Raw genomic sequence first — 20,678 nt, 5'->3', positions numbered from 1 at the left:
ACACTTACCGAGCATCGGCGCCATTCTACTTGAGTCCGCCCCAAGCCGACAGGGCATGATTTTCTTCGGCAACACATGACACATCGAAAGGCGTAAGATAGCCCCGGCATCGTGCTCGAAAGTCACTACTAAATCACTCATGGAGAGCTAAAAGTATGGCAAAGAAGAACGCGTTCTATGCACAGTCCGGCGGCGTCACCGCCGTCATCAATGCTTCAGCCTGTGGCGTCATCGAAACCGCCCGCAAACATAAAGACAAGATCGGCAAGGTATATGCGGGGCGCAACGGCATCATCGGTGCACTCACCGAAGACCTGATCGACACCTCCAAAGAATCCGCCAAAGCCATCTCCGCCCTGCGTTACACCCCTTCCGGTGCCTTCGGCTCCTGCCGCTTCAAACTCAAATCTCTGGAACAGAACCAGCGCGAGTATGAGCGCCTGATCGAAGTGTTCAAGGCCCACAACATCGGCTATTTCTTTTACAACGGCGGCGGCGATTCCGCCGACACCTGCTACAAGGTCTCGCAACTGTCGGAAAAGATGGGCTACCCGGTGCAGGCCATCCATGTACCGAAGACGGTAGACAACGACCTGCCCATCACCGATTGCTGCCCCGGTTTCGGCTCCGTTGCCAAATACATCGCCATCTCCACCCTGGAAGCCAGCTATGACGTACGTTCCATGGCCAAGACCTCGACCAAGGTATTCGTGCTCGAAGTGATGGGACGCCATGCAGGCTGGATCGCTGCGGCAGGCGGCCTTGTCGAGGAGCACGGAATCCCGGTCGTCATCCTGTTCCCGGAAATCGAGTTCGACCAGAAGAAATTCCTCGCCAAAGTGGATGCGATGGTCAAGAAGCACGGCTACTGCAGCGTCGTGGTATCGGAAGGCTGCCATTATCCGGATGGCCGCTTCCTCGCCGAACAGGGCACGCGCGACGCCTTCGGTCACGCACAGCTGGGCGGCGCCGCGCCGGTGGTCGCCAACATGGTGAAGGATGCGCTGGGCTACAAATTCCACTGGGCTGTCGCCGATTACCTGCAACGCGCGGCGCGCCACATCGCCTCCAGGACCGACGTCGAACAGGCCTATGCACTTGGCAAATCGGCCGTCGAGCTGGCACTCAAGGGACAGAACGCGGTGATGCCCACGGTGGAGCGCATTTCAGACAAGCCCTACAAATGGAAGGTCGGCGTCGCCCCGCTGTCGAAAGTGGCCAATGTCGAGAAGTTCATGCCGCGCAACTTCATTACGGCCGACGGCTACGGCATCACCGAAAGATGCCGCGCCTATCTTGCCCCGCTGATCAAGGGCGAAGACTATCCTCCTTACAAGGACGGCATGCCGCAATACGTGCAGTTGAAGAATGTAGCTGTCGCAAAGAAGCTGGTGGAATTCAAGATTTAACGTCGCTAACTCGCCGCTCCGCAAGGGGCGGTTTTTACTTGAGGAGAACATCATGGCAAGTGGCCTGGGATTTGCGCTGTTTTGTGCGATTGCAGCGATTCTGTATGGCGTACTTTCAAGCAAATGGATACTTGGAAAATCGACCGGTAGCGCCGAAATGCAGCGCATCGCCGCCGCCGTACAGGAGGGGGCATCCGCTTACCTGAAACGCCAGTACACCGCCATTGCCTGGGTTGGCGCAGCCTTGTTCGTCGTCATCCTGATCGCGCTGGGCTGGAAGACCGCCTTCGGCTTCGCCATCGGCGCCCTCCTCTCCGGCCTGACCGGCTTCATCGGCATGAATGTTTCTGTGCGTGCCAACGTACGCACTGCCGAGGCAGCGAAACACGGGCTCAACCCCGCACTCAACATCGCCTTCAAGGGCGGCGCGATCACCGGCATGCTGGTGGTGGGTCTGGGGCTGCTCGGCGTGGCAGGCTACTACGTCTTCCTCACCGGCATGGGAGCAAGTTCCACTGAAGCCACGCACGCTCTGGTGGGTCTCGGCTTCGGCGGCTCGCTGATCTCCATCTTCGCCCGTCTCGGCGGCGGCATCTTTACCAAAGGCGCGGACGTCGGCGCCGACCTGGTCGGCAAAGTCGAGGCCGGCATCCCCGAGGATGACCCGCGCAATCCCGCGGTGATTGCCGACAACGTCGGCGATAACGTCGGCGATTGCGCAGGCATGGCTGCCGACCTGTTCGAGACCTATGCGGTGACCATCATCGCCACCATGCTGCTCGGTGGCCTGCTGATGGCGAACGCCGGCCCCAATGCGGTGATCTATCCACTGGTACTGGGCGGTTTCTCCATCATCGCCTCCATCGTCGGCACCTTCTTCGTCAAGGCGCGCGAGGGCGGCAAGATCATGAACGCGCTGTATCGCGGCCTCGCGGTTTCTGCCGCGCTGGCGCTGATCGCTTTCTACCCGATCACCAAATGGATGATGGCTGACAATGGTGTCTACAGCGTCAATGCGCTGTATGCTTCTGCGGTCGTGGGCCTGATCCTTACCGCCGCGCTGGTATGGATCACCGAGTACTACACCGCCACCGAGTTCAGCCCGGTACGCCACATCGCACTGGCTTCCACCACCGGACACGGCACCAACATCATCGCGGGCCTGGGCGTATCGATGAAATCCACCGCAGCGCCGGTCATCGCGGTATGCATCGCCATCTGGACCGCTTTCCATTTTGCCGGACTGTATGGAATCGCCATCGCCGCAACTTCGATGCTCTCCATGGCCGGCATCATCGTGGCGCTGGATGCCTATGGCCCGATCACCGACAATGCCGGCGGTATCGCCGAGATGTCACACCTGCCCCATGACATACGCGTGATCACCGATGCACTGGATGCGGTAGGAAACACGACAAAGGCAGTCACCAAGGGCTACGCGATCGGCTCTGCAGGTCTCGCGGCACTGGTACTGTTCGCGGACTACACGCATGCGCTCACCGCCAGCGGACATAATCTGACGTTCGACCTGTCCAACCACATGGTGATCATCGGCCTCTTCATCGGCGGCATGGTGCCCTACCTGTTCGCGGCGATGGGCATGGAGGCGGTGGGCCGTGCGGCAGGCAGCGTGGTGATCGAAGTGCGGCGCCAATTCAAGGAAATCCCGGGCATCATGGAAGGCACCAGCAAACCCGAATACGGCACTTGCGTGGACATGCTGACCAAAGCGGCCATCAAGGAAATGATCGTTCCTTCGCTGTTGCCAGTCGCCGTTCCGGTGGTGGTCGGTTTGACTCTGGGAGCGCAAGCGCTTGGCGGTGTGCTGGTCGGCACCATCGTCACCGGCATCTTCGTTGCCATCTCCATGACCACCGGCGGCGGTGCATGGGACAATGCGAAGAAATATATCGAGGAAGGCAACTATGGCGGCAAAGGCTCGGAAGCCCACAAAGCCGCAGTGACCGGCGATACCGTGGGCGACCCCTACAAGGACACTGCAGGTCCGGCGGTGAATCCACTGATCAAGATCATCAACATCGTTGCGCTGATGATCGTACCGCTGCTGTAAACGCAACCTGGCCCCAGCGCCCAGCAAATGGCCGGCAGCCGCCGGCCATTTTTGTTGCACGGACGATTAATGCGAGCTGGATACAAGATGCGCAGGCATGGCGTCAGCCATCTTCAGTTCGACACCGGCGACAGCAGTCCGATCAGCGAAGAACCAGAAACTGGCCTGTCAGGTCTATGGTGTATTTCTGCGCTTCGCGCCTGGACAGGAAGCGGTTTGACTTGACGTCATAGTAGAGGCGTTTCCTGGATGACTTGTGCACCATGCATATCACGGCATCCCCGCTCGGATTCTTGTACTGCATGAAAAGCTGTTCCCAATCGTTTTCGATCCTGTCCAATTTGCCCATGATCTCTTCCTTCCATTCAATAATGCCAAGCATTACCACTGGCGGAATTCCACGCTATCAAAGATCAACTCTCCGACCCAAGACCGTGCGTCGTTCGGGATGCGGGCGATTTGTCGGTACAAAAGGAGATGGGCGGTTTGCCCATCGAGGATGAACGGTTGTGAGCCCGCTGTGCCAGGCTTATGACAGCGCGGGGGCCCTCCTTCCAGGCGGCCGTCAGATCGTTCTTGCCATCATCGTGAGTCAGCACTGGCGCAATTTTTACCTGACTTGAATCTTCGGCTCACAAGGCTGTTGCAGCAAACGCAAATTAACCCATATTTAATGCTTTATTAACGAATTATTAACTTAATCATTGCTAGGATATGGAGTATCGAGCTGTCCTGAAACGCGATCACGCCTCCTTATTCGTATGAATGGGCGGACAGATAAGATACGTAATTTTCACATTTATTATTCACTAACTCTACAAGGGGGAAACACATGAAGTCTATTCTCGTAAGCATGACAGTTGCAGCAGGGCTGATGGTTGCTGGCAGCGCAATGGCCGCAGAAATGCCGGAACTGGCCAAAAAGAACAACTGCGTTGCTTGCCACGCGATCGACCACAAAGTGGTTGGCCCGGCCTGGATGGATGTTGCCAAGAAATACAAAGGCGCCAAGAGCTACACTTTCAAGGGCAAGGAATATCCCCTGGTTGAAGGCCTGATGATGAAGGTTTCCCAAGGTGGTTCCGGCAACTGGGGCTCCGCAGCCATGGTTCCTAACGATCCAGCTGGCAAGAAGCAAGACCAGATCAAGGAACTGGTTGAATTCGTTCTGGGCTTGGCCAAGTAAGTCAGTAGCTGTATACGAAAAAGCCGACGCAAGTCGGCTTTTTTATTTGCTGTTTGCTTTTGCAACACGCCCCCCTTCGAAGCGGTATCAGCAGGTCAGAACATTTCCCACACCTTATCCCGGTTGACATACGCCAGCGCCCAGGCGCCGATGGTGAAGGCCCAGGCGATGATCTTGAAAATGACCGACTTGATGATCAGCATGTCCAGTTGCAGCAGCACGGTGAATGCGGTGATGTTGAAAGCAATGATCATGTAGACGATCACGGCGGGTAGCTTGAACATTGGGTACTCCTTCCCCTTGAATTGTCGAATCCTGTCGCCCGCTCAGGGCGCCTTGGCGGCATGTCCAGCCCGCCCCGGTATCCGCCCTGCGCTGTCATAACTTATCGCATCGATCGCGGATCGATTACGGCAGCGTACGCGCCAGGCGGAATCCGTAACTGTAGTAACGATAGGTGGAGCCGAACTTGGAGCGGGATGCCGCTCGCCCGAATTTCTGGTCATATCCCCAGGAGCCGCCGCGCAGCACATGCATCGAACCGCCCATCCATGCACTGCCATCGGCCGGGGCGCCGTTGTAATCGTCATGGTAGTTGTCCTCGACCCACTCCCACACGTTGCCGCTCATGTCGAACAGGCCAAAGGCATTGGCCTGCTTGGTCGCCACCGGATGCGGTGTGTTGAAGAAGAAGCTGCCGCTGTTGAAACTGTTCCACGACACGCTGTCCCCGCTGTCGCTGCCGCAATATTCCTGCTGCTTGCCCGCGCGACAGGCATATTCCCATTCAGCCTCGGTCGGTAACCGGTATTGCTTGCCGGTCCTGGCATTGAGTTTCTGGATGAACGCCTGGGCGTCATCCCAGCTGACCTGCTCCACCGGGCAGGTATCGCCGCAAGTCGAGAAATAACTGGGATCGTTGCCCATGATCGCGCGCCATTGCGCCTGGGTGACCTCGGTCTTGCCGATGGCGAAAGGCTGCGCGATGGCGACGGGATGCACCGGTTTCTCGTCGGCCTCGCCATTGTTCGAGCCCATGTCGAAGCTGCCCGCCGGCAGCTCCACCATCTCAGGGCATTCCGGACAATCCTTGAATGTCCTGCCCGCTTCGGGTTCTGCCACGCTCTCCCACTGGTATATCTTGTCCTGCGCCGCACGCGCTTCGGGGGCGGCTGGCGCAAGCAGCAAATAACGCTTCATTTCGCGCATCGCATCGCGATATTTCTTCGTTTCTCCCAGCACCAGCGCCAACTGGTAATGCCCTTCCGGCCACCACGGGGCAATCTCCAGCGCCTTGCCGTACAGTTCGATTGCCTTGTCGTTACGCTTCTCCTGCACGGCGAATTCCGCCTGCACCTTGTACTTGTGCGCCTCTTCCGACAGCACCGGCTTGGGATCGGCTGCCAGATATTTGGCGGCGATTTCCTGGAAGGGATCCTTCGCCACCTCGGCCAATGCCGGTGTACAGAGCAAGAAAAGAACAGCCAGCAGGCCTTTCCGAATGTTTACCAAAATATCACTCCCTATCGTGCGCATTGTCGGTGCAATCAGTCGAGCATTGTAGCCGCTTTTTCGACATGGTTTTTCATCAAGCTGCCGATCGGCCGCAGCGGCCTATCCCTTTTCCATGAAGCGATCGAGATGATCGAGAAAAGCTCGCGTCTTGGCCGGCAGGTAGCGGCGCATCGGCATCACCGCCCATGCCGGCACGGAAGGCAGACACCATTCCGGCAACACGCGCACCAGCCGTTTCATGCGTACATCCTCCTGCGCGAACCGGTCGGGCAAGGCGCCGATCCCGGCGCCGTCCAGCAACACCTGCTGGATGAGGCCGATGGAATTCAACGCCAGCCGCCCGGAAGGAACCCCCTCCCAGATCGCCTTGCCGCGTGACAGCTTCCACGGAACGGAATCGCCGTGATCGGAAAGCAACCGGACCGCAACGTGCTGCAGCAACTCATCCGGGTGTTTCGGCGCGGGATGCAGGCTCAGGTAGATGGGACTGGCATACAGGCCGAAGTGCTGCTCGTCTATCTTGCGGGCGACCAGCGTGGAATCGTTTTCCAGGCTGCCCATGCGGATGGCGAGATCGAACCGTTCTCCGATCAGGTCGACCCGGCGCGAACTCAGATCGAGATCGAGCTGGATCTCCGGGTAGGCTTCGATGAAAGTGGCCAGCGCGCGCGACAGATTGTGCTTGGCATAATCTTCCGGCATGGAGACCCGCAGACGACCATGCGGCTGCACATCCTGGCTGCGGACGAAATCCTGCGTGGTCGCCACCTCCTCGGCCACACGGCGGCAGTGATCGAGGAACTCCTGTCCGAACTCGGTGAGCGTCAGCCGGCGCGTCGTGCGCAGCAACAAGCGCTGCCCCAGCGCGGTTTCCAGGTTGGTCAAACGGCGCGAAACCGTGGCCTTGGGCATGCCGAGCTGCTCGGCGGCCCGCACCAGACTTTCCTGGTCGGCGACAGCGACAAACAGGATGTAATCATCGGCAGAGATATTTTTTTGTTCCATTTATGGGACAGTCTATCCCGAATTAGCGGCTTTATCTATCTTTTCGGGACGCATAATATGCAAGCACTTTACTCCACCAAGGAGAGTTGCCATGAATATCGCCACCCAGACAAAATTGCGGCAATCGCGCACCATAGAACGCCTGGTCGAGGGCATCGCCACTTCGGACGGTGCCGGCGTCAAGCTGACCCGCGTGCTGACCGGCAAATTGCAACACCGGCTCGACCCGTTCCTGATGCTCGATGCGTTCGGCAGCGACGATCCGGACGATTACATCGCCGGATTTCCCGATCATCCCCATCGCGGTTTCGAAACAGTGACCTACATGCTTGCCGGGCGCATGCGTCATCGCGACAGCGCCGGACACGAGGGCCTGCTGGGCAATGGCGGCGTGCAATGGATGACCGCGGGACGCGGCGTGATCCATTCGGAGATTCCGGAACAAAAAGACGGAGTGATGGAAGGTTTCCAGCTCTGGCTGAACCTCCCGGCACAACAAAAAATGAGCGCGCCCTGGTACAAGGATTTCGCCAGCGAGGACATCCCGGAATACACCACGGCCGACAATGTCACCGTACGCGTGATCGCCGGACACAGCAACGGCGTGGCCGGGGCCGTCACGCGCGAAACGACCGAACCGCTGTATCTCGATATCCACCTGCCGGCAGGCAGTTCGTTCTCGACCGCGGTGCCCGAAACGCACAACGCGTTCATCTATGTCTACCGCGGCACGGTGCAAGCCGGCGGCATGCCAGTGGGAGCGCAGCGCATGGGCATACTGGGCAACACCCCGGGGGCCGACGGCATCATGCTTGCCGCAGCGGAAGACGCGCGCCTGATCCTGGTCGCAGGCAAACCGCTCAAGGAACCCATCGTGCAGTACGGACCGTTCGTGATGAACACCCAACAGCAGATACACGAAGCGCTGGACGATTATCGTTCAGGCCGCCTCGCCTGACGCTCGCGATGCCACAGAACCCGGCATTCATCATGGCGTCATCTGGCACAGGTCGAATACGAACGCATTCAGCAAGGAGAAAAATGAATACCGCAATCAAGTACATTGGCAGCGTTGCCGCCCTGATACTGCTGACCAGCCCGGCCGGTGCGGCCGAGTTCAGGCAGGTGCAGCCGAGCGAAAGCGCCGTGACGTTCGGCTTCACGCAAATGGGCGTGCCGCTGGAAGGCAAGTTCAACCAGTTCTCGGCCCAGATCTACTTCGATCCTGCCAAGCTGGCCAAAGCTCAGGCGCGCATCGACATCAACGTTTCCAGCATCGATACCGGCTCGGCCGAAGGCAACGAAGAAGTGGTCGGCAAAAAATGGTTCAACGCCAAGGATTACCCCACCGCCAGTTTCGTTTCCACCGACCTCAAGGCGCTGGGCGGCAACCGCTATCAGGCAACCGGCAAGCTCAGCATCAAGGGCAGGACGCTGGATGTCACCACGCCTGTCACCTTCCAGGCCAATGGAACGCATGGCTCGTTCGATGGCGCCTTCACCATCAAGCGACTCGACTACATGATAGGTGAAGGCGAATGGACCGATGTCAGCTCGGTCGCGAACGAGATCCAGATCAAGTTTCACGTTGTAGTGAATGCAGCACCCAGTCACAAGTAGCTTTAACTTCATCAACCACAGGAGAACACCATGAATAAATTAGTCGCCCTGGCCCTGGCCGCTTCGATGTCTTCGGTCGCTTATGCCGCGTCTGAAACCTATGTCATCGACACCAACCATACCAAGCCGCGTTTCGAGTACAGCCACTTCGGCTACTCCAACCAGGTCAGCCGTTTCGATACTGTGAAGGGAACGATCACGCTTGACCGCGCAGCCAAGACTGGCGCAGTGGACGTCGAGATCGATGCGAAGTCGGTGGATACCGGTTACGCCCTGTTCAACGAACACATCCAGGGAGAAGATTTCTTCGATACGGCGAAGTATCCGACGATCACCTTCAAATCGACCAAGGTCAAGTTCGACGGTGACAAGGTAGCCGCAGTAGACGGCAACCTGACCATCAAGGGCATCACCAAACCAGTGACGCTCACCGTGACCTCGATGATGTGCATGCCGCACCCGATGGCCAAGAAGGACGCTTGCGGCGCCAACGTCACCGCACAGGTCAAGCGCTCTGAATTCAATATGGCCAAATATGTGCCATACGTGGGCGACGATGTCACCCTGTCGATCCCGGTCGAATCCATCAAGCAATAATCCGTTATCTCCCCCTCCCGCCGAGGGGGAGATATGTCCGAAGTCAGCAAGGAGCACGACATGAGCAATATCCTGTTCACCCCTGTCACCCTGGGCAAACTGCAGTTGAAGAACCGTATCGTGATGGCCCCGATGACGCGCTCTCGCGCCATCGACAATGTGCCGAACGCGCTGATGGAAAAATATTACGCAGACCGTGCAACTGCCGGCCTGATCATCACCGAAGGTACATCCCCCTCCCCCAACGGGCTCGGCTACGCACGCATTCCCGGCATATTCAGCGATGAGCAGGTAAAGGGATGGAAACAGGTCAACGATGCCGTACATGCCAGGGGCGGCAAGATTTTCATCCAGTTGATGCACACCGGCCGCGTCAGCCATCCGGCCAACATGGCCGCTGGCAGCAGGATCCTGGCGCCTTCCGCCGTTGCGGCCCCGGGCGAGATGTGGACCGACAGCAGCGGCATGCAGCCGCATCCGGTACCCGCAGCAATGAACGAAGCGGAGATCCTCTCCACTATCGCCGAATATGCAAATGCGTCGAAACGTGCGATCGAAGCGGGCTTCGACGGCGTCGAGCTGCACGGCGCGAACGGCTACCTGATCGACCAGTTCTTCAACACCGCCACCAATCAGCGCACCGACCAATGGGGCGGCAGCGTCGAAAACCGCATCCGCTTCGCCGTGGAAGTGGCCAAAGCCTCTGTCGCCGTGATCGGCGCCGACCGCATCGGCATGCGCATCTCGCCTTATGGCGCGTTCAACGGCACTGTTTCCGACCTCAAGATGGATGCGATGTATCTGCGGCTGGTCGAGGAATTGAACAAGCTCGGCCTGGCGTACATCCACGTCGTCGATCACAGCTCGATGGGCGCACCGGAAGTCAGCCCGGAATTGAAGGCCAAGATCCGCGCCAACTTCACGGGCAAGTACATCCTGTCCGGCGGCTACGATGCGGCGCGCGCCCATGCCGACCTTGATGCGCAGCGTGGCGACCTGGTGGCCTTCGGCCGCCCCTTCATCGCTAATCCAGATCTGGTGCAGAAACTGCAGAACGGGACCGCATTGACTGCGCCGGACGCAGCCACTTTCTACACACCGGGCGAGAAGGGCTATACCGACTACTGATCGGGGCTGTTGACCAGTATTGGCACCGGGTGGCGGTCTTTGGCAGACGGTCACTCGGTGATACAATTCGCGCCTTTCAATTTTCACGTAAAGGCGTCGCACCATGAGTTTGAACAAAGTCCCCTCCGGCAAGGATCTTCCCAACGATTTCAACGTCATCATCGAGATCCCGATGCATGGCGAGCCAGTGAAATATGAAGTGGACAAGGAATCCGGTGCGATTTTCGTGGATCGCTTCATGAATACGGCGATGCACTACCCCTGCAACTACGGTTACATCCCGCATACGCTGTCCGACGACGGCGACCCCGTCGACGTGCTGGTCATCACCCCGGTGCCGCTGAACAGCGGAGTCGTGGTACGTTGCCGCCCGCTGTGCGTGCTGAAGATGGAAGACGAATCCGGTTTCGACGCCAAGGTGTTGGCGGTGCCGGTGGACAAGCTCTCCACCCTGTATCGTGGCCTGAAGAGCCATACCGAACTGCCAGAGATCGTGCTGAAGCAGATCGAGCACTTCTTCGCCCACTACAAGGACCTCGAACCCAACAAATGGGTGAAGATCGGCGGCTGGGGTGATGTGGAAGAAGCCCGCAAAGAGATCATGGCAGGCGTTGCCAATTACGAAAAATCCTCGGACAAGCCGCAGTTCTGAGACACAAGGAGATCAACATGACCGCACGCATCATTGACGGCAAGGCCATCGCGCAGGAAGTACGCGCCGAATGGAAAGCTCGCGCCGATGCCCTCAAGGCGCGCGGCATCGTTCCCGGACTCGCGGTCATCATCGTCGGCGAAGACCCGGCCTCCAAAGTCTACGTGGCCAACAAGGTAAAAGCCTGCGCCGAGCTCGGCCTGCATTCCGAGCACATCGTCATGCCTGCCGATACATCGGAAGCGGCACTGCTGGGCAGGATCGCTGCACTGAACGCAGACCCGAAGATACACGGCATCCTGGTGCAACTGCCGGTGCCCAGGCATATCGACAGCGGCAAGGTGCTCGAAGCCATCAGCCCGGACAAGGACGTGGACGGTTTCCATCCGGTCAACGTCGGCGCACTGGCGACCGGCAACATGCGCTTCGCGCCCTGCACCCCCTATGGCGCGATGAAACTGCTGGAAAAGAGCGGGGTTTCCATTGAAGGCAAGCATGCAGTCGTGATCGGCCGCAGCAACATCGTGGGCAAACCGATGGCCATGCTGTTGCTGCAAGCCAACGCCACCGTCACCATCTGCACCTCGAAAACGGTCGACCTCGCCAAGTTCACGCGCGACGCCGATATCCTCGTGGTTGCCACCGGCAAGCCGAAGATGATCACCGGCGACATGATCAAACCGGGCGCTGCCGTCATCGACGTCGGCATCAACCGCATGGCGGATGGAAAATTGTGCGGCGACGTGGATTTCGATTCCGCCAAGGAAGTCGCCGGCTGGATTACCCCCGTGCCCGGCGGCGTCGGCCCCATGACCATCACCATGCTGGTGGCCAACACCGTTCGATCGGCAGAACGCACCGTCGGGAAATAACCTGCCGCAATGTCGCCCCAAGCGTTGCAGGACTAGTCAAGATTTCATCTGGCAGGGTCAGATGCTCGGCCATAAGCAACATCAATGGTTTGCTGGACAGGGAGTTTGTTCAAGGTGCAGCGATGTCCGCTGTTCCTTCAGTAGCAGACGTTGCCAGCCAACGTTTTGTTGAACCTAAGACGTCGGTTCCTAACCCTTAGCGGACGAGATAACCAAAATCACCAATCCAGAATTTCTGGCCGAGGCAGTCAATTAAATCTGTAGGGTATTACTCTCGCTTTCAAATAAAATAGATGTAACGAATCTCTTTCCTGTATTGCCAGCTAGCTGATTCCCACGTATTTACATCGGACCAGAGAGTAGAACTTCATATCGATCGCTGTGACGAGCTATCCCACTGAGTATTCATCAAGTAGAGAAACCCTCATCAACCTTTTAGCCCTTCCGGCGTTTCATCTCCAATCGTAACTATCGATAGCAAGCTGGGAAAGCCAGGTTCGTCCGGTGGTTGCTCATTTCCGACCTTAGGCGGAAGCACGTCACCATCATCCTCGCGAGCAATGGCTCGGATAATATCGCGGTAGGACACGAAGAATTTGCCATCTGGCCAAGGCCAATAGATCCAGGGGAGCCACCCATCGAATTTATCAATATCCCAAAACCGACGCGCAAGCACTTTGTTGAATCCCACCGAATACCTCCTGCGTAACAGTTCCAGAATTGGTTGCGCCGCAACAAACGAAGAGATTCCCCCCATTCGCTTTGTTGGCTGGGTTATTCCTGTTCGGGCGGATAAATAGGTGTAATTTGTCGATAAGGCATGGTCCAGCATTTCCGTGACGAAGGTCGACCAGTGGTCGGTCTGGGACCACAGCCCGGGGGTAAATGGAACGCCTGCATTTCCTTTTATGAACTTGGCGAGCAAGAGGGCAAAGTCGGTGCCGCAATTCACGCCTGCAGCGGGGGTGGTTAACGGGCCGATCTCTCCATAACCCCAGCTCCCTTCGGCAGGAAACGTATAGGGAGCGAATTGCGCATTTCGAGCCGGGCAGCCTTGCCAAACTGGTGGTGCAACCGCTGGAACGAAAGCATTACCATCGAGAACCGCCAGGTAGCGACCATATGGATTACCCGGTATATTCGGAAATCGCCAGTTCGCACTATTGGCCGCTCCTTGGGATAGGCGGGTAGTACCTTCGAAAGGGGGCCAATTTTGGTAGAGATTAAATTGAATTAAGGGGTTTCCGGCAGCGACATTCCCACTGTTGGGTACTGTGTTTCGCTTTGCCTGAAGAAGAAATGCCCGCCCGGAAATGGGTACGCCGGTATTTGGATTGACGTGCTGACGGACCAGCATAAGATCGGCGATTTCTACCGAATTTGAATTTGGCGCGACCATCGGCCTGACTGTCGGTGTCTTGTGGGTAAATATGCCGTCCACCAACACCGTTGTACTCGCTCCCAACTCTGCCTTGACCAATCGTTCGAGCTCGTCGAGCATTGGCTTGGCAATAAAGGCGCTAACCAGCCCCGGTTCATCGGGTACTTTCCCGACAGTTTTCGCCTGGCGCCATGCGTAGGCATGGGTCAAATTGATAAAGTTTCGCAAATCGTCTTCGAAAGGCATCCCATATCCCTAATTTATGCAATCGTACGGCGGTGTACTGATTCGCGCCTTACGAAAAGTAGTGCAAGGGTACTTTAAACTCGAATGCCGAAGGCGAGTAGATCTGTTTACCTGTGATCAATGATTAGCTGATCACTCGCGCAGCTTGTTTAAGTTAACATGCTGCAACTGCAGCAATCACATTAATTAGCTTTTTGCGAGAGTTCTTTGAGTTTTTTCGTAGCATATTTTGCACCTTGAGCAGCAGCCTTCCGATACCAGTAAATTGCTTTGCTGTAGTCTTGTTGAACGCCACGACCTTTTTCGAATGCAATACCCAAAGCCATTTGGGCCAAAGCATTACCCTGCTCAGAAGCCTTTTGATACCAATAAGCTGCCTTATTGTTATTCTGATTAACTCCCTGTCCATATTCGTACATATTCCCCAACATGTACTGACCAAGAGCAAACCCTTGATCAGCGGATTTTTGAAACCAGTACACCGCCTCAGAGTAGTTTTGATTTACACCATGGCCGCTGAAGTACATAAAACCTAATTGATGCTGCCCAAACGAATTCCCTTGATCGGCTGACTTTTGATACCAATAGACTGCGTTAGTGAAATCTCGTTTTACACCATAACCGTAGTCGTACATAAATCCTAGATTAGCTTGACCATAAGCGCTCTCTTGATTGGCCGATTCTTGGAACCAGTGCACGGCCTGCATGTAGTCCTGAGGCACACCAAGCCCATTTGCGTACATAAATCCAAGGGCTGCTTGAGCAACAGCATTGCCTAGATTTGCGGACTCTCTATATAATTTTATTGCGCTAGAGTAATCTTTTTGCCTGTAGTACAGGTCTCCTTGTCTATACAATTCTGCTGCAGACACTGTATTAACGTTCTTCGTATAAGTTGCCTGAATTCGCTGCTGTTCTTCAGCCGTATTTATATTGGCAAATTGATTCTTTAGCCGTTCATTTTCTGCCAATGCAGCTTCAGTTTTTTTCCTTAACTCTTTTAATGAGGTCGCCGCATCTTTGTTTGCGGCGTTTGCCTTGGATAATGCCGTATTAAGCCGATCAATCTGCTGTTGCTTATTTTGTACATCGAGCATCTTATCGATTGCTTTAAGAACGTCATTTGGGTCGGCTTTGATCTGTGCCTTCAGGTAATACTCAGAGCCGTTCCACTTCTCCTCCAATATATCAATCTTAACAACCCCAGCAGACAATGTCTCAATGTCAACCTTGTTGAGATTCATACCATCTGAAGAAGTTTGCTGCGATACGATTGCGCTGACATGAGTTCCTAGCTCTTGTAACAGCAATGTTTTGACTTGCTGTAGCGCAAGTGTTCTAGACGACACCTTGCTATCAACTTCGCTAGCTTGATATGTGTATTCGCGGATGTAAGTTTCTTCAACTGCAAACGTACTACAAGAAACTATTGACAGCGAGAACAGCAGAATTACTTGTAATAATTTCATGCTAATCCCTGATATAAATTTTCGTGTGATTTTCCATTCGGCATATTGCTCTGAATGCCTGTTATTCCAAGGCTTAGAAGCCCCTGGTGATTTGAGTGAACGTCCGTTCATGGCCGATTTCGCCCAGTTTGCCTTTGCTAACATGAGCGTCCGAAATGCACACAGCTTGAGACGTCCATTCTCCATTTTTTCGTTCGTCCCTGGGTAACTTAACGAACATTGCTCTCAAAAGCGGGCGCCAATTTTAGTTAGAATGACCTATGTTACTAAACGATACTAGCAAGAGACTGAGGTAATTTAGGTAAATTCGACTTTCGATAGGCAACTGGAATTTCATGCACATTATTCCCTATCACTTCAACACCGAACCGAGTTAGCAATTCGTTCTGAAGCATTCCAAAAATTTTAGAATATCTTGCCTCATCACGAACAAGGCGAACAATCACGGAATGTTGCTGACTAATCACTCTTCCAATTAACTCTGGCCCAATTTCATATTCCATTGTTTGAAACGAGGGATGCTGGTAATTAAACTTTATTTGGATAATCCCCGACATCGTCTTTTGAAGTTCGATCGCACTACCGTTTAAATCGTTATATCTAGCCATGAGATCTAAATAAGTACGCTCAAGCAGTTGCAAATGCTGATAAACATCCTTACCCGATGGTGACGTTAAGAGAAAGTCTATAGATTTAAAATCAAAAACATTTGAAGGGTTAAAATTAAAACCTAATGGCTTAACAAATGACCAGTCCGGAGCGCCAGGTATTTGGGCACTTTTTGTTGTAGCAATTGAGTTATATATACCCAACCTACAATTCAAATAATCATCGAACTGGCTTCTAATTGTAAATAATGCTGCTAGACCAGCTGCAAGATTTTCCTTTGTTTCTTTCCTATCATGCAGAACCAGATTAAATCCAAAAGCAATTAGTCCACCAACTGCTGTATTAAAAATATCTTTAGTGCTAACAAAAGAAAAAGGGAAATGGAGTACAAAATAATTAAAGGTCACAAATATCCATAAGGCGATCCAAGACCATAATATGTATGTCCAGTTCTCTTTCGACATATTTGTACCTCACTTTTAGGCCGTATTATTTGGCTCCACCAGCGATCAAACATAGTTGCAACCATCAATGTCTGTAGCTGGCCGAATTTTGCCTGTTTGCATTCGGTAACGCCACCGTCTCTAGCCTCCGCTAAAGCGGACGTAAATAAGTTGCCCTTCCTAACCCATTTCAGACGTTCAGCATTGCCTTACCTCGGTGGTACGGGCTCGAATTTAGAGTCCCAACGTCCGAACTCGACCATTGTGCGAATTAGTCTACCGTCCTTGAAAAAAAGAATAGTTTCATTGCGTCCAACAGGAGCAATTAGTGGTAGTGGAATGATAATAAAGATACCGAAGAAGCCACGCCAAGCGATACTGTTATTGTAGGAAATATATTCTAGTCCGAATTTTTCTCCATGTTCTTTCGGCTTCCCCCATGTAGCAACAAAGTCTTCCACGGTGAGGGCGTTAGCCTCGGCTTGGCTGCAACTCGTTAACACCCCAGACTCCTTTGAAGGACACATCACTACAAAATAGCGCCCTGTAATTTGACGCGGCTTTCTTTGACATCCAGTTTGCACGCTATCGGTGGATGAGCATTCATCCGAATAGAAGAATGGTACAGTTGAAATATGGTAGTCATCTCTCACAAGCCCTCCCCCTACTACTCCGCAGCCAGAAATAAATAGGGGCGACACAATCAGCAACAGAATTAGCCGCATGACTACACCATTATCTAAAACGTTCGATTGCGCTCCGATTGCGCAAGCCAGAACACAGCCCCTCAGACTTTCTTGCCAATCAGTTCGATCATATAGCCATCGGGGTCGCAAACAAACGCTATGGCCTTTGTCCCACCCTTCATCGGGCCGGCCTCTCGCACCACCTTTCCGCCTCGCTGCCTGATCTCGTCACAGGCAGCGTAGACATCATCGACCTCGATGGCGACATGCCCGTAGCCTGTACCGATATCGTAGCGATCGACACCCCAGTTGTAAGTCAGCTCAATCGCAGCCTGCTCGCTTTCGTCGCCATAGCCGAGAAAAGCCAGCGTGAATTTCCCATCGGGATAGTCGTGCTGCCGCAGCAGTCGCATGCCCATCACCTTGGTGTAGAAGTCGATGGAACGGTCGAGATCGCCGGTCCGTATCATGGTATGCAGTATTCGCATCTTGCCGCTCCTGAAATGTGATCGATTGTTTGCCGCTCGCCATTATGAGCAAAAACGTTGTCTTCTGCTTCCCTCGCGAACGAATGAATCTGGCTTAATATCCCGAAATGGATTCGCCCCCTCGTTTTCTTTGCGATGAAATGCTGGGCCGGCTATGCCGCTATTTGCGTGCCGCCGGCTACGATACGCTGTTTGCCAAGGGCGGACATCAGGACCGCGATCTGCTGCGACAGTGCCATGACGAAGGGCGCTATTTTCTGACCCAGGACCGATTGGTACGCGAGCACAAGGCAGCGCGCGACATTGCGCTGATCCTGCCGCACGGCGATATTGAACGGCATGCCGCCATGCTCAGGGCGCGCTTCCAGCTCGACTGGCTCAGTCACGCCTTCACCCGCTGCCTGGTGGACAATACGCTGCTGCTGACAGCCGATGCAGCAGCGGCTGCGAAAGCTCCTGCGGATGCGATCAGGCCAAACGAACCGCTGAGCGTTTGCCCCTCATGCGGCAGGGTCTACTGGCGCGGCTCGCATTACAAACGCATGCATGCCCGCCTCGCCAAGTGGCAATCGGGGCTAACGTAAGCAGCGTCCAGCACGGTCACACAATCCCGGCTTCGTCATTCCGGCGCTGCGTGCGTTGTTGAGGCTTTAGCCCCCCACACCCACGGCATACTCCTTGCGGGTGCAGACGGTAATCAAGCGTATTTGTCTACTGGACATCGGCCTTCGCCGGTGTGACGAGCTTATCGAAGGTTCCTTGAATCATTTCCTCACTGCCGACCAGCGATAGAAAGTCCGCTTGGCCAGTTCGACTGCGGAGAGATAGACCAGCACCATGCCGCCGAGGATGAGATAGAACTTGGCGGGCGGAGACACGAAGCCGAAATGTACTCCAAGTGCCGTAATGGGCAGCAGCACCGCGATGCACACCACCGCCAGCGAGGTCGCCACCAGCAAAGGATGGGCGCGGCTCTTCAGCGGATTGCCGCGGGTGCGGATGATGAAGATGACGAGCACCTGGGTGCACAGCGATTCGACGAACCAGCCGGTCTGGAACAGCCGCTCGTCTGCATGCAGTACCGCCAGCATGACGTAGAAAGTCAGGAAGTCGAACACCGAGCTGACCGGCCCGATCACCAGCATGAAGTTGCGCACGAAATTCAGGTCGAGCACGCGCGGTCTGGCCACCTCCTCAGCATCCACCTTGTCCAGCGGGATCGGTATTTCCGAGATGTCATAGAGGATGTTGTTGAGCAATATCTGTGTCGGCAACATCGGCAGAAACGGCAGGAACAGCGAAGCGCCCGCCATGCTGAACATGTTGCCGAAATTCGAGCTGGTTCCCATCATGATGTACTTCATGATGTTGCCGAAGGTACGCCGCCCTTCCACCACGCCCGCATGCAGCACATGCAGGTCCTGTTTCAGCAGGATCATGTCGGCCGCCTCCTTTGCCACATCCACTGCCGAATCGACCGACAAACCGATATCTGCCGAGTGCAGCGATGGCGCATCGTTGATGCCATCGCCCAGATAGCCGACCACATGACCGCGCGCCTTGAGCGCCCGGATAACTCGATCCTTCTGCGCCGGATTGACCCGGCAGAACAGGTTCACCTCCCCCACTCTGGCGCGCAGCGCGAGGTCGTCCATCTGCGCGATCTCCTTGCCGCTCAACACCCCGGTGACTGGGATTTTCAGTTGTTGGCAGACATGCCGCGTAACCAGATCGCTGTCGCCCGTCACGATCTTGATCGCAACGCCCGCTTTCTTCAGCGCAGCAAGCGCGGAAGCTGCGCTCTCTTTGGGGGGATCGAGGAAGGCGGCGAATCCGGCCAGCACCAGTTCCGTCTCATCGCTCACCACGGCATGCGGATGGTCCAGCGGCACCTGGCGCCAGGCAACGCCCAGTACGCGAAAGCCTTCCTGTTCCAAGGCGTGGTACTGGTCGCGTATGCCTGCCAGAGCCGCATCGTCGATCGGGCGCTGGAGATTGGTTCCATCCGCTTCGTAGCGCGTGCATAGCCCGACGATCTCGTCTGGCGCGCCTTTCACCACCAGCCATCTCGCCTCGCCGTTGTCGATCAGCACCGAGACGCAACGACGCTCGAAATCAAATGGCACTTCGTCGATCTTTTTCCAGCCATCCAGATCGATATGCGTGTGGTTGAGAATGGCTTCGTCGAGCGGGCTCTTCAAGCCGCTTTCGAAGAAGCTGTTGAGATAGGCCAGTTCCAGCACCCGCTCGCTGGGCCGTCCTTCCGCATCGACATGCCGTTCCATGCGGATCTTCGCTTCGGTCAACGTACCGGTCTTGTCTGTGCACAGCACATCCATCGATCCCAGGTTCTGGATGGCTGCCAGGCGCTTGACGATCATGTGCTGCCTGGCCATGCGCATCGCTCCACGCGACAGCGTGACCGAAACCACCATCGGCAACAGCTCTGGCGTCAGGCCAACGGCGAGTGCCACGGCGAACAGGAAAGACTCGAGCCAGGGCTTGTGGAAAAATGTGTTCACGAGCAGTACGAACATGACCATCAGGAATGTCAGCCGCATGATCAGCATGCCAAAGCGGCGGGTGCCGATCTCGAACGAGGTCGGTAACGACGGGCGGGAAATACTGTCGGCGATCTCGCCGATGGCGGTGGTCGTCCCCGTCTTGACCACCAGCATGCGGGCGCTGCCGCTGATGACCGAGGTGCCCATGAACACCGCGTTGGTCGCCTCCTGCAGTTCGGTGGCAGTGTCGGGCAATGCGCCCGGTTTCTTTTCCACCGGATAGGATTCCCCCGTCAGCAGCGCCTGTTTGACGAAAAAGTCGTGCGCCTCTATCACTCGTCCATCCGCCGGAATCAGGTCGCCAGCCTCGAGCAACACGACATCGCCGGGAACGACCCTGCTCACTGCCACATCCTGCGGCGTGCCATCGCGCAACACGCTGGCGCGCAAGGAAACCGACAGCTTCAACTTTTCTGCGGCCGCGTTGGCGCGATACTCCTGCACAAAATCCAGCGTGACACTCATCAGAACGATGCAGCTGATGATGATGAAGTTGGTGAGCTCTCCGGTGAACGCCGAAACCGCGCTGGCAACGAGCAGGATGATGACCAGCGGATTTTTGAAGCGGGTGAGGAATTGCAACAGCAGCGGTTTTTCCGCCCGTTCGCGAAACAGGTTGGGGCCGAACCTGGCCAAGCGTGCCCTGGCCTCCGTCCCGGACAAGCCGGCCGTCCCTGTCGGCGGGGGTTCCAGCCACCACGGCCGAAGTGTCCCATCCATCGGCATTCCGGCATCCA

General features: G+C 55.7%; 20 protein-coding genes. 10 read left to right on the top strand and 10 right to left on the bottom strand.

Annotation, left to right across the window (positions count from 1 at the left end; genetic code table 11):
* Positions 1-155: 155 nt before the first annotated feature.
* Together L6418_RS05595 and L6418_RS05590 are read left to right on the top strand one after the other, a co-directional pair.
* Positions 156-1,409 carry a 6-phosphofructokinase gene (locus L6418_RS05595; RefSeq protein ID WP_237248487.1) on the top strand — a complete coding sequence of 418 codons (1,254 nt, stop codon included), beginning with the start codon at positions 156-158 and terminating at the stop codon, positions 1,407-1,409.
* 52 nt (positions 1,410-1,461) lie between these two features.
* Entirely contained in the window at positions 1,462-3,480 is a 2,019-nt protein-coding gene (locus L6418_RS05590; protein ID WP_237248486.1) for a sodium-translocating pyrophosphatase, read from the top strand.
* 142 nt (positions 3,481-3,622) lie between these two features.
* Here L6418_RS05590 and L6418_RS05585 read toward each other — a convergent pair whose 3' ends face one another.
* Positions 3,623-3,829: a hypothetical protein gene (locus L6418_RS05585; protein WP_237248485.1), complete on the bottom strand. Its 207-nt coding sequence runs from the start codon at positions 3,827-3,829 to the stop codon at positions 3,623-3,625.
* A gap of 483 nt (positions 3,830-4,312) precedes the next feature.
* Between L6418_RS05585 and L6418_RS05580 the strand changes: the two genes are divergently transcribed.
* A complete protein-coding gene (locus L6418_RS05580) occupies positions 4,313-4,666 on the top strand; it encodes a c-type cytochrome (RefSeq protein WP_237248484.1) in 354 nt (117 codons plus the stop codon).
* Positions 4,667-4,761: 95 nt separating this feature from the next.
* On the opposite strand, the gene L6418_RS05575 is transcribed toward L6418_RS05580, so the two are convergent.
* The 3 genes from L6418_RS05575 to L6418_RS05565 form a co-directional block, all read right to left on the bottom strand.
* Positions 4,762-4,950 (bottom strand): hypothetical protein, encoded by a 189-nt coding sequence (locus tag L6418_RS05575; RefSeq protein ID WP_237248483.1) that lies wholly within the window; start codon positions 4,948-4,950, stop codon positions 4,762-4,764.
* Between the two features lie 124 nt (positions 4,951-5,074).
* Positions 5,075-6,139 carry a formylglycine-generating enzyme family protein gene (locus L6418_RS05570; RefSeq protein WP_237248482.1) on the bottom strand — a complete coding sequence of 355 codons (1,065 nt, stop codon included), beginning with the start codon at positions 6,137-6,139 and terminating at the stop codon, positions 5,075-5,077.
* Positions 6,140-6,280: 141 nt separating this feature from the next.
* Positions 6,281-7,186, bottom strand: coding sequence for a LysR family transcriptional regulator (locus L6418_RS05565; RefSeq protein WP_237248481.1), 906 nt, complete (start codon positions 7,184-7,186; stop codon positions 6,281-6,283).
* 91 nt (positions 7,187-7,277) lie between these two features.
* Here L6418_RS05565 and L6418_RS05560 point away from each other — a divergent pair, with 91 nt between their 5' ends.
* From L6418_RS05560 to folD, 6 genes are all read left to right on the top strand, one after another.
* Positions 7,278-8,144, top strand: coding sequence for a pirin family protein (locus L6418_RS05560; protein WP_237248480.1), 867 nt, complete (start codon positions 7,278-7,280; stop codon positions 8,142-8,144).
* A gap of 83 nt (positions 8,145-8,227) precedes the next feature.
* Positions 8,228-8,806, top strand: coding sequence for a YceI family protein (locus tag L6418_RS05555; protein ID WP_237248479.1), 579 nt, complete (start codon positions 8,228-8,230; stop codon positions 8,804-8,806).
* A gap of 30 nt (positions 8,807-8,836) precedes the next feature.
* On the top strand, positions 8,837-9,403 hold the full coding sequence (locus tag L6418_RS05550) for a YceI family protein (RefSeq protein WP_237248478.1): 567 nt from the start codon (positions 8,837-8,839) through the stop codon (positions 9,401-9,403).
* Between the two features lie 33 nt (positions 9,404-9,436).
* Positions 9,437-10,531, top strand: coding sequence for an alkene reductase (locus L6418_RS05545; protein WP_237248477.1), 1,095 nt, complete (start codon positions 9,437-9,439; stop codon positions 10,529-10,531).
* 103 nt (positions 10,532-10,634) lie between these two features.
* Positions 10,635-11,183: an inorganic diphosphatase gene (gene ppa / locus L6418_RS05540; RefSeq protein WP_237248476.1), complete on the top strand. Its 549-nt coding sequence runs from the start codon at positions 10,635-10,637 to the stop codon at positions 11,181-11,183.
* A gap of 17 nt (positions 11,184-11,200) precedes the next feature.
* Positions 11,201-12,055, top strand: coding sequence for a bifunctional methylenetetrahydrofolate dehydrogenase/methenyltetrahydrofolate cyclohydrolase FolD (folD, locus tag L6418_RS05535; protein WP_237248475.1), 855 nt, complete (start codon positions 11,201-11,203; stop codon positions 12,053-12,055).
* 427 nt (positions 12,056-12,482) lie between these two features.
* Here the strand turns inward: folD and L6418_RS05530 are convergent, their stop codons facing one another.
* The 5 genes from L6418_RS05530 to gloA all read right to left on the bottom strand — a co-directional run bounded on the left by L6418_RS05530 (position 12,483) and on the right by gloA (position 17,377).
* Complete coding sequence (locus L6418_RS05530; protein ID WP_237248474.1) at positions 12,483-13,682, bottom strand: hypothetical protein; 1,200 nt, start codon at positions 13,680-13,682, stop codon at positions 12,483-12,485.
* Between the two features lie 182 nt (positions 13,683-13,864).
* The gene (locus L6418_RS05525) at positions 13,865-15,295 is read right to left on the bottom strand and encodes a tetratricopeptide repeat protein (protein WP_237248473.1); all 1,431 of its coding nucleotides are present in this window, start codon (positions 15,293-15,295) and stop codon (positions 13,865-13,867) included.
* Between the two features lie 122 nt (positions 15,296-15,417).
* Positions 15,418-16,224 carry a hypothetical protein gene (locus L6418_RS05520; RefSeq protein ID WP_237248472.1) on the bottom strand — a complete coding sequence of 269 codons (807 nt, stop codon included), beginning with the start codon at positions 16,222-16,224 and terminating at the stop codon, positions 15,418-15,420.
* Between the two features lie 188 nt (positions 16,225-16,412).
* Positions 16,413-16,856, bottom strand: coding sequence for a hypothetical protein (locus L6418_RS05515; protein ID WP_237248471.1), 444 nt, complete (start codon positions 16,854-16,856; stop codon positions 16,413-16,415).
* A 134-nt stretch (positions 16,857-16,990) separates the two neighbouring features.
* Entirely contained in the window at positions 16,991-17,377 is a 387-nt protein-coding gene (gene gloA / locus L6418_RS05510) for a lactoylglutathione lyase (protein ID WP_237248470.1), read from the bottom strand.
* A gap of 107 nt (positions 17,378-17,484) precedes the next feature.
* Here gloA and L6418_RS05505 point away from each other — a divergent pair, with 107 nt between their 5' ends.
* A complete protein-coding gene (locus tag L6418_RS05505) occupies positions 17,485-17,961 on the top strand; it encodes a Mut7-C RNAse domain-containing protein (RefSeq protein WP_269807832.1) in 477 nt (158 codons plus the stop codon).
* A gap of 180 nt (positions 17,962-18,141) precedes the next feature.
* Here the strand turns inward: L6418_RS05505 and mgtA are convergent, their stop codons facing one another.
* Positions 18,142-20,661 carry a magnesium-translocating P-type ATPase gene (mgtA, locus tag L6418_RS05500; RefSeq protein ID WP_237248468.1) on the bottom strand — a complete coding sequence of 840 codons (2,520 nt, stop codon included), beginning with the start codon at positions 20,659-20,661 and terminating at the stop codon, positions 18,142-18,144.
* Positions 20,662-20,678: the final 17 nt, after the last annotated feature.

Origin of the sequence: Sideroxyarcus emersonii, from assembly GCF_021654335.1 — a bacterium.
Taxonomy (GTDB): Bacteria; Pseudomonadota; Gammaproteobacteria; order Burkholderiales; family Gallionellaceae; genus Sideroxyarcus; species Sideroxyarcus emersonii.
This window is presented reverse-complemented; position numbering and strand designations above follow the sequence as displayed.

What these genes read in the sequence shown, in the direction of transcription:
- L6418_RS05595 (WP_237248487.1), top strand. Translation starts at nt 156, where the DNA reads ATGGCAAAGAAGAACGCGTTCTATGCACAGTCCGGCGGCGTCACCGCC.
- L6418_RS05590 (WP_237248486.1), top strand. Translation starts at nt 1,462, where the DNA reads ATGGCAAGTGGCCTGGGATTTGCGCTGTTTTGTGCGATTGCAGCGATT.
- L6418_RS05585 (WP_237248485.1), bottom strand. Translation starts at nt 3,829, where the DNA reads ATGGGCAAATTGGACAGGATCGAAAACGATTGGGAACAGCTTTTCATG.
- L6418_RS05580 (WP_237248484.1), top strand. Translation starts at nt 4,313, where the DNA reads ATGAAGTCTATTCTCGTAAGCATGACAGTTGCAGCAGGGCTGATGGTT.
- L6418_RS05575 (WP_237248483.1), bottom strand. Translation starts at nt 4,950, where the DNA reads ATGTTCAAGCTACCCGCCGTGATCGTCTACATGATCATTGCTTTCAAC.
- L6418_RS05565 (WP_237248481.1), bottom strand. Translation starts at nt 7,186, where the DNA reads ATGGAACAAAAAAATATCTCTGCCGATGATTACATCCTGTTTGTCGCT.
- L6418_RS05560 (WP_237248480.1), top strand. Translation starts at nt 7,278, where the DNA reads ATGAATATCGCCACCCAGACAAAATTGCGGCAATCGCGCACCATAGAA.
- L6418_RS05555 (WP_237248479.1), top strand. Translation starts at nt 8,228, where the DNA reads ATGAATACCGCAATCAAGTACATTGGCAGCGTTGCCGCCCTGATACTG.
- L6418_RS05550 (WP_237248478.1), top strand. Translation starts at nt 8,837, where the DNA reads ATGAATAAATTAGTCGCCCTGGCCCTGGCCGCTTCGATGTCTTCGGTC.
- L6418_RS05545 (WP_237248477.1), top strand. Translation starts at nt 9,437, where the DNA reads ATGTCCGAAGTCAGCAAGGAGCACGACATGAGCAATATCCTGTTCACC.
- ppa (WP_237248476.1), top strand. Translation starts at nt 10,635, where the DNA reads ATGAGTTTGAACAAAGTCCCCTCCGGCAAGGATCTTCCCAACGATTTC.
- folD (WP_237248475.1), top strand. Translation starts at nt 11,201, where the DNA reads ATGACCGCACGCATCATTGACGGCAAGGCCATCGCGCAGGAAGTACGC.
- L6418_RS05530 (WP_237248474.1), bottom strand. Translation starts at nt 13,682, where the DNA reads ATGCCTTTCGAAGACGATTTGCGAAACTTTATCAATTTGACCCATGCC.
- L6418_RS05525 (WP_237248473.1), bottom strand. Translation starts at nt 15,295, where the DNA reads ATGTTAGCAAAGGCAAACTGGGCGAAATCGGCCATGAACGGACGTTCA.
- L6418_RS05520 (WP_237248472.1), bottom strand. Translation starts at nt 16,224, where the DNA reads ATGTCGAAAGAGAACTGGACATACATATTATGGTCTTGGATCGCCTTA.
- gloA (WP_237248470.1), bottom strand. Translation starts at nt 17,377, where the DNA reads ATGCGAATACTGCATACCATGATACGGACCGGCGATCTCGACCGTTCC.
- L6418_RS05505 (WP_269807832.1), top strand. Translation starts at nt 17,485, where the DNA reads ATGGATTCGCCCCCTCGTTTTCTTTGCGATGAAATGCTGGGCCGGCTA.
- mgtA (WP_237248468.1), bottom strand. Translation starts at nt 20,661, where the DNA reads ATGGATGGGACACTTCGGCCGTGGTGGCTGGAACCCCCGCCGACAGGG.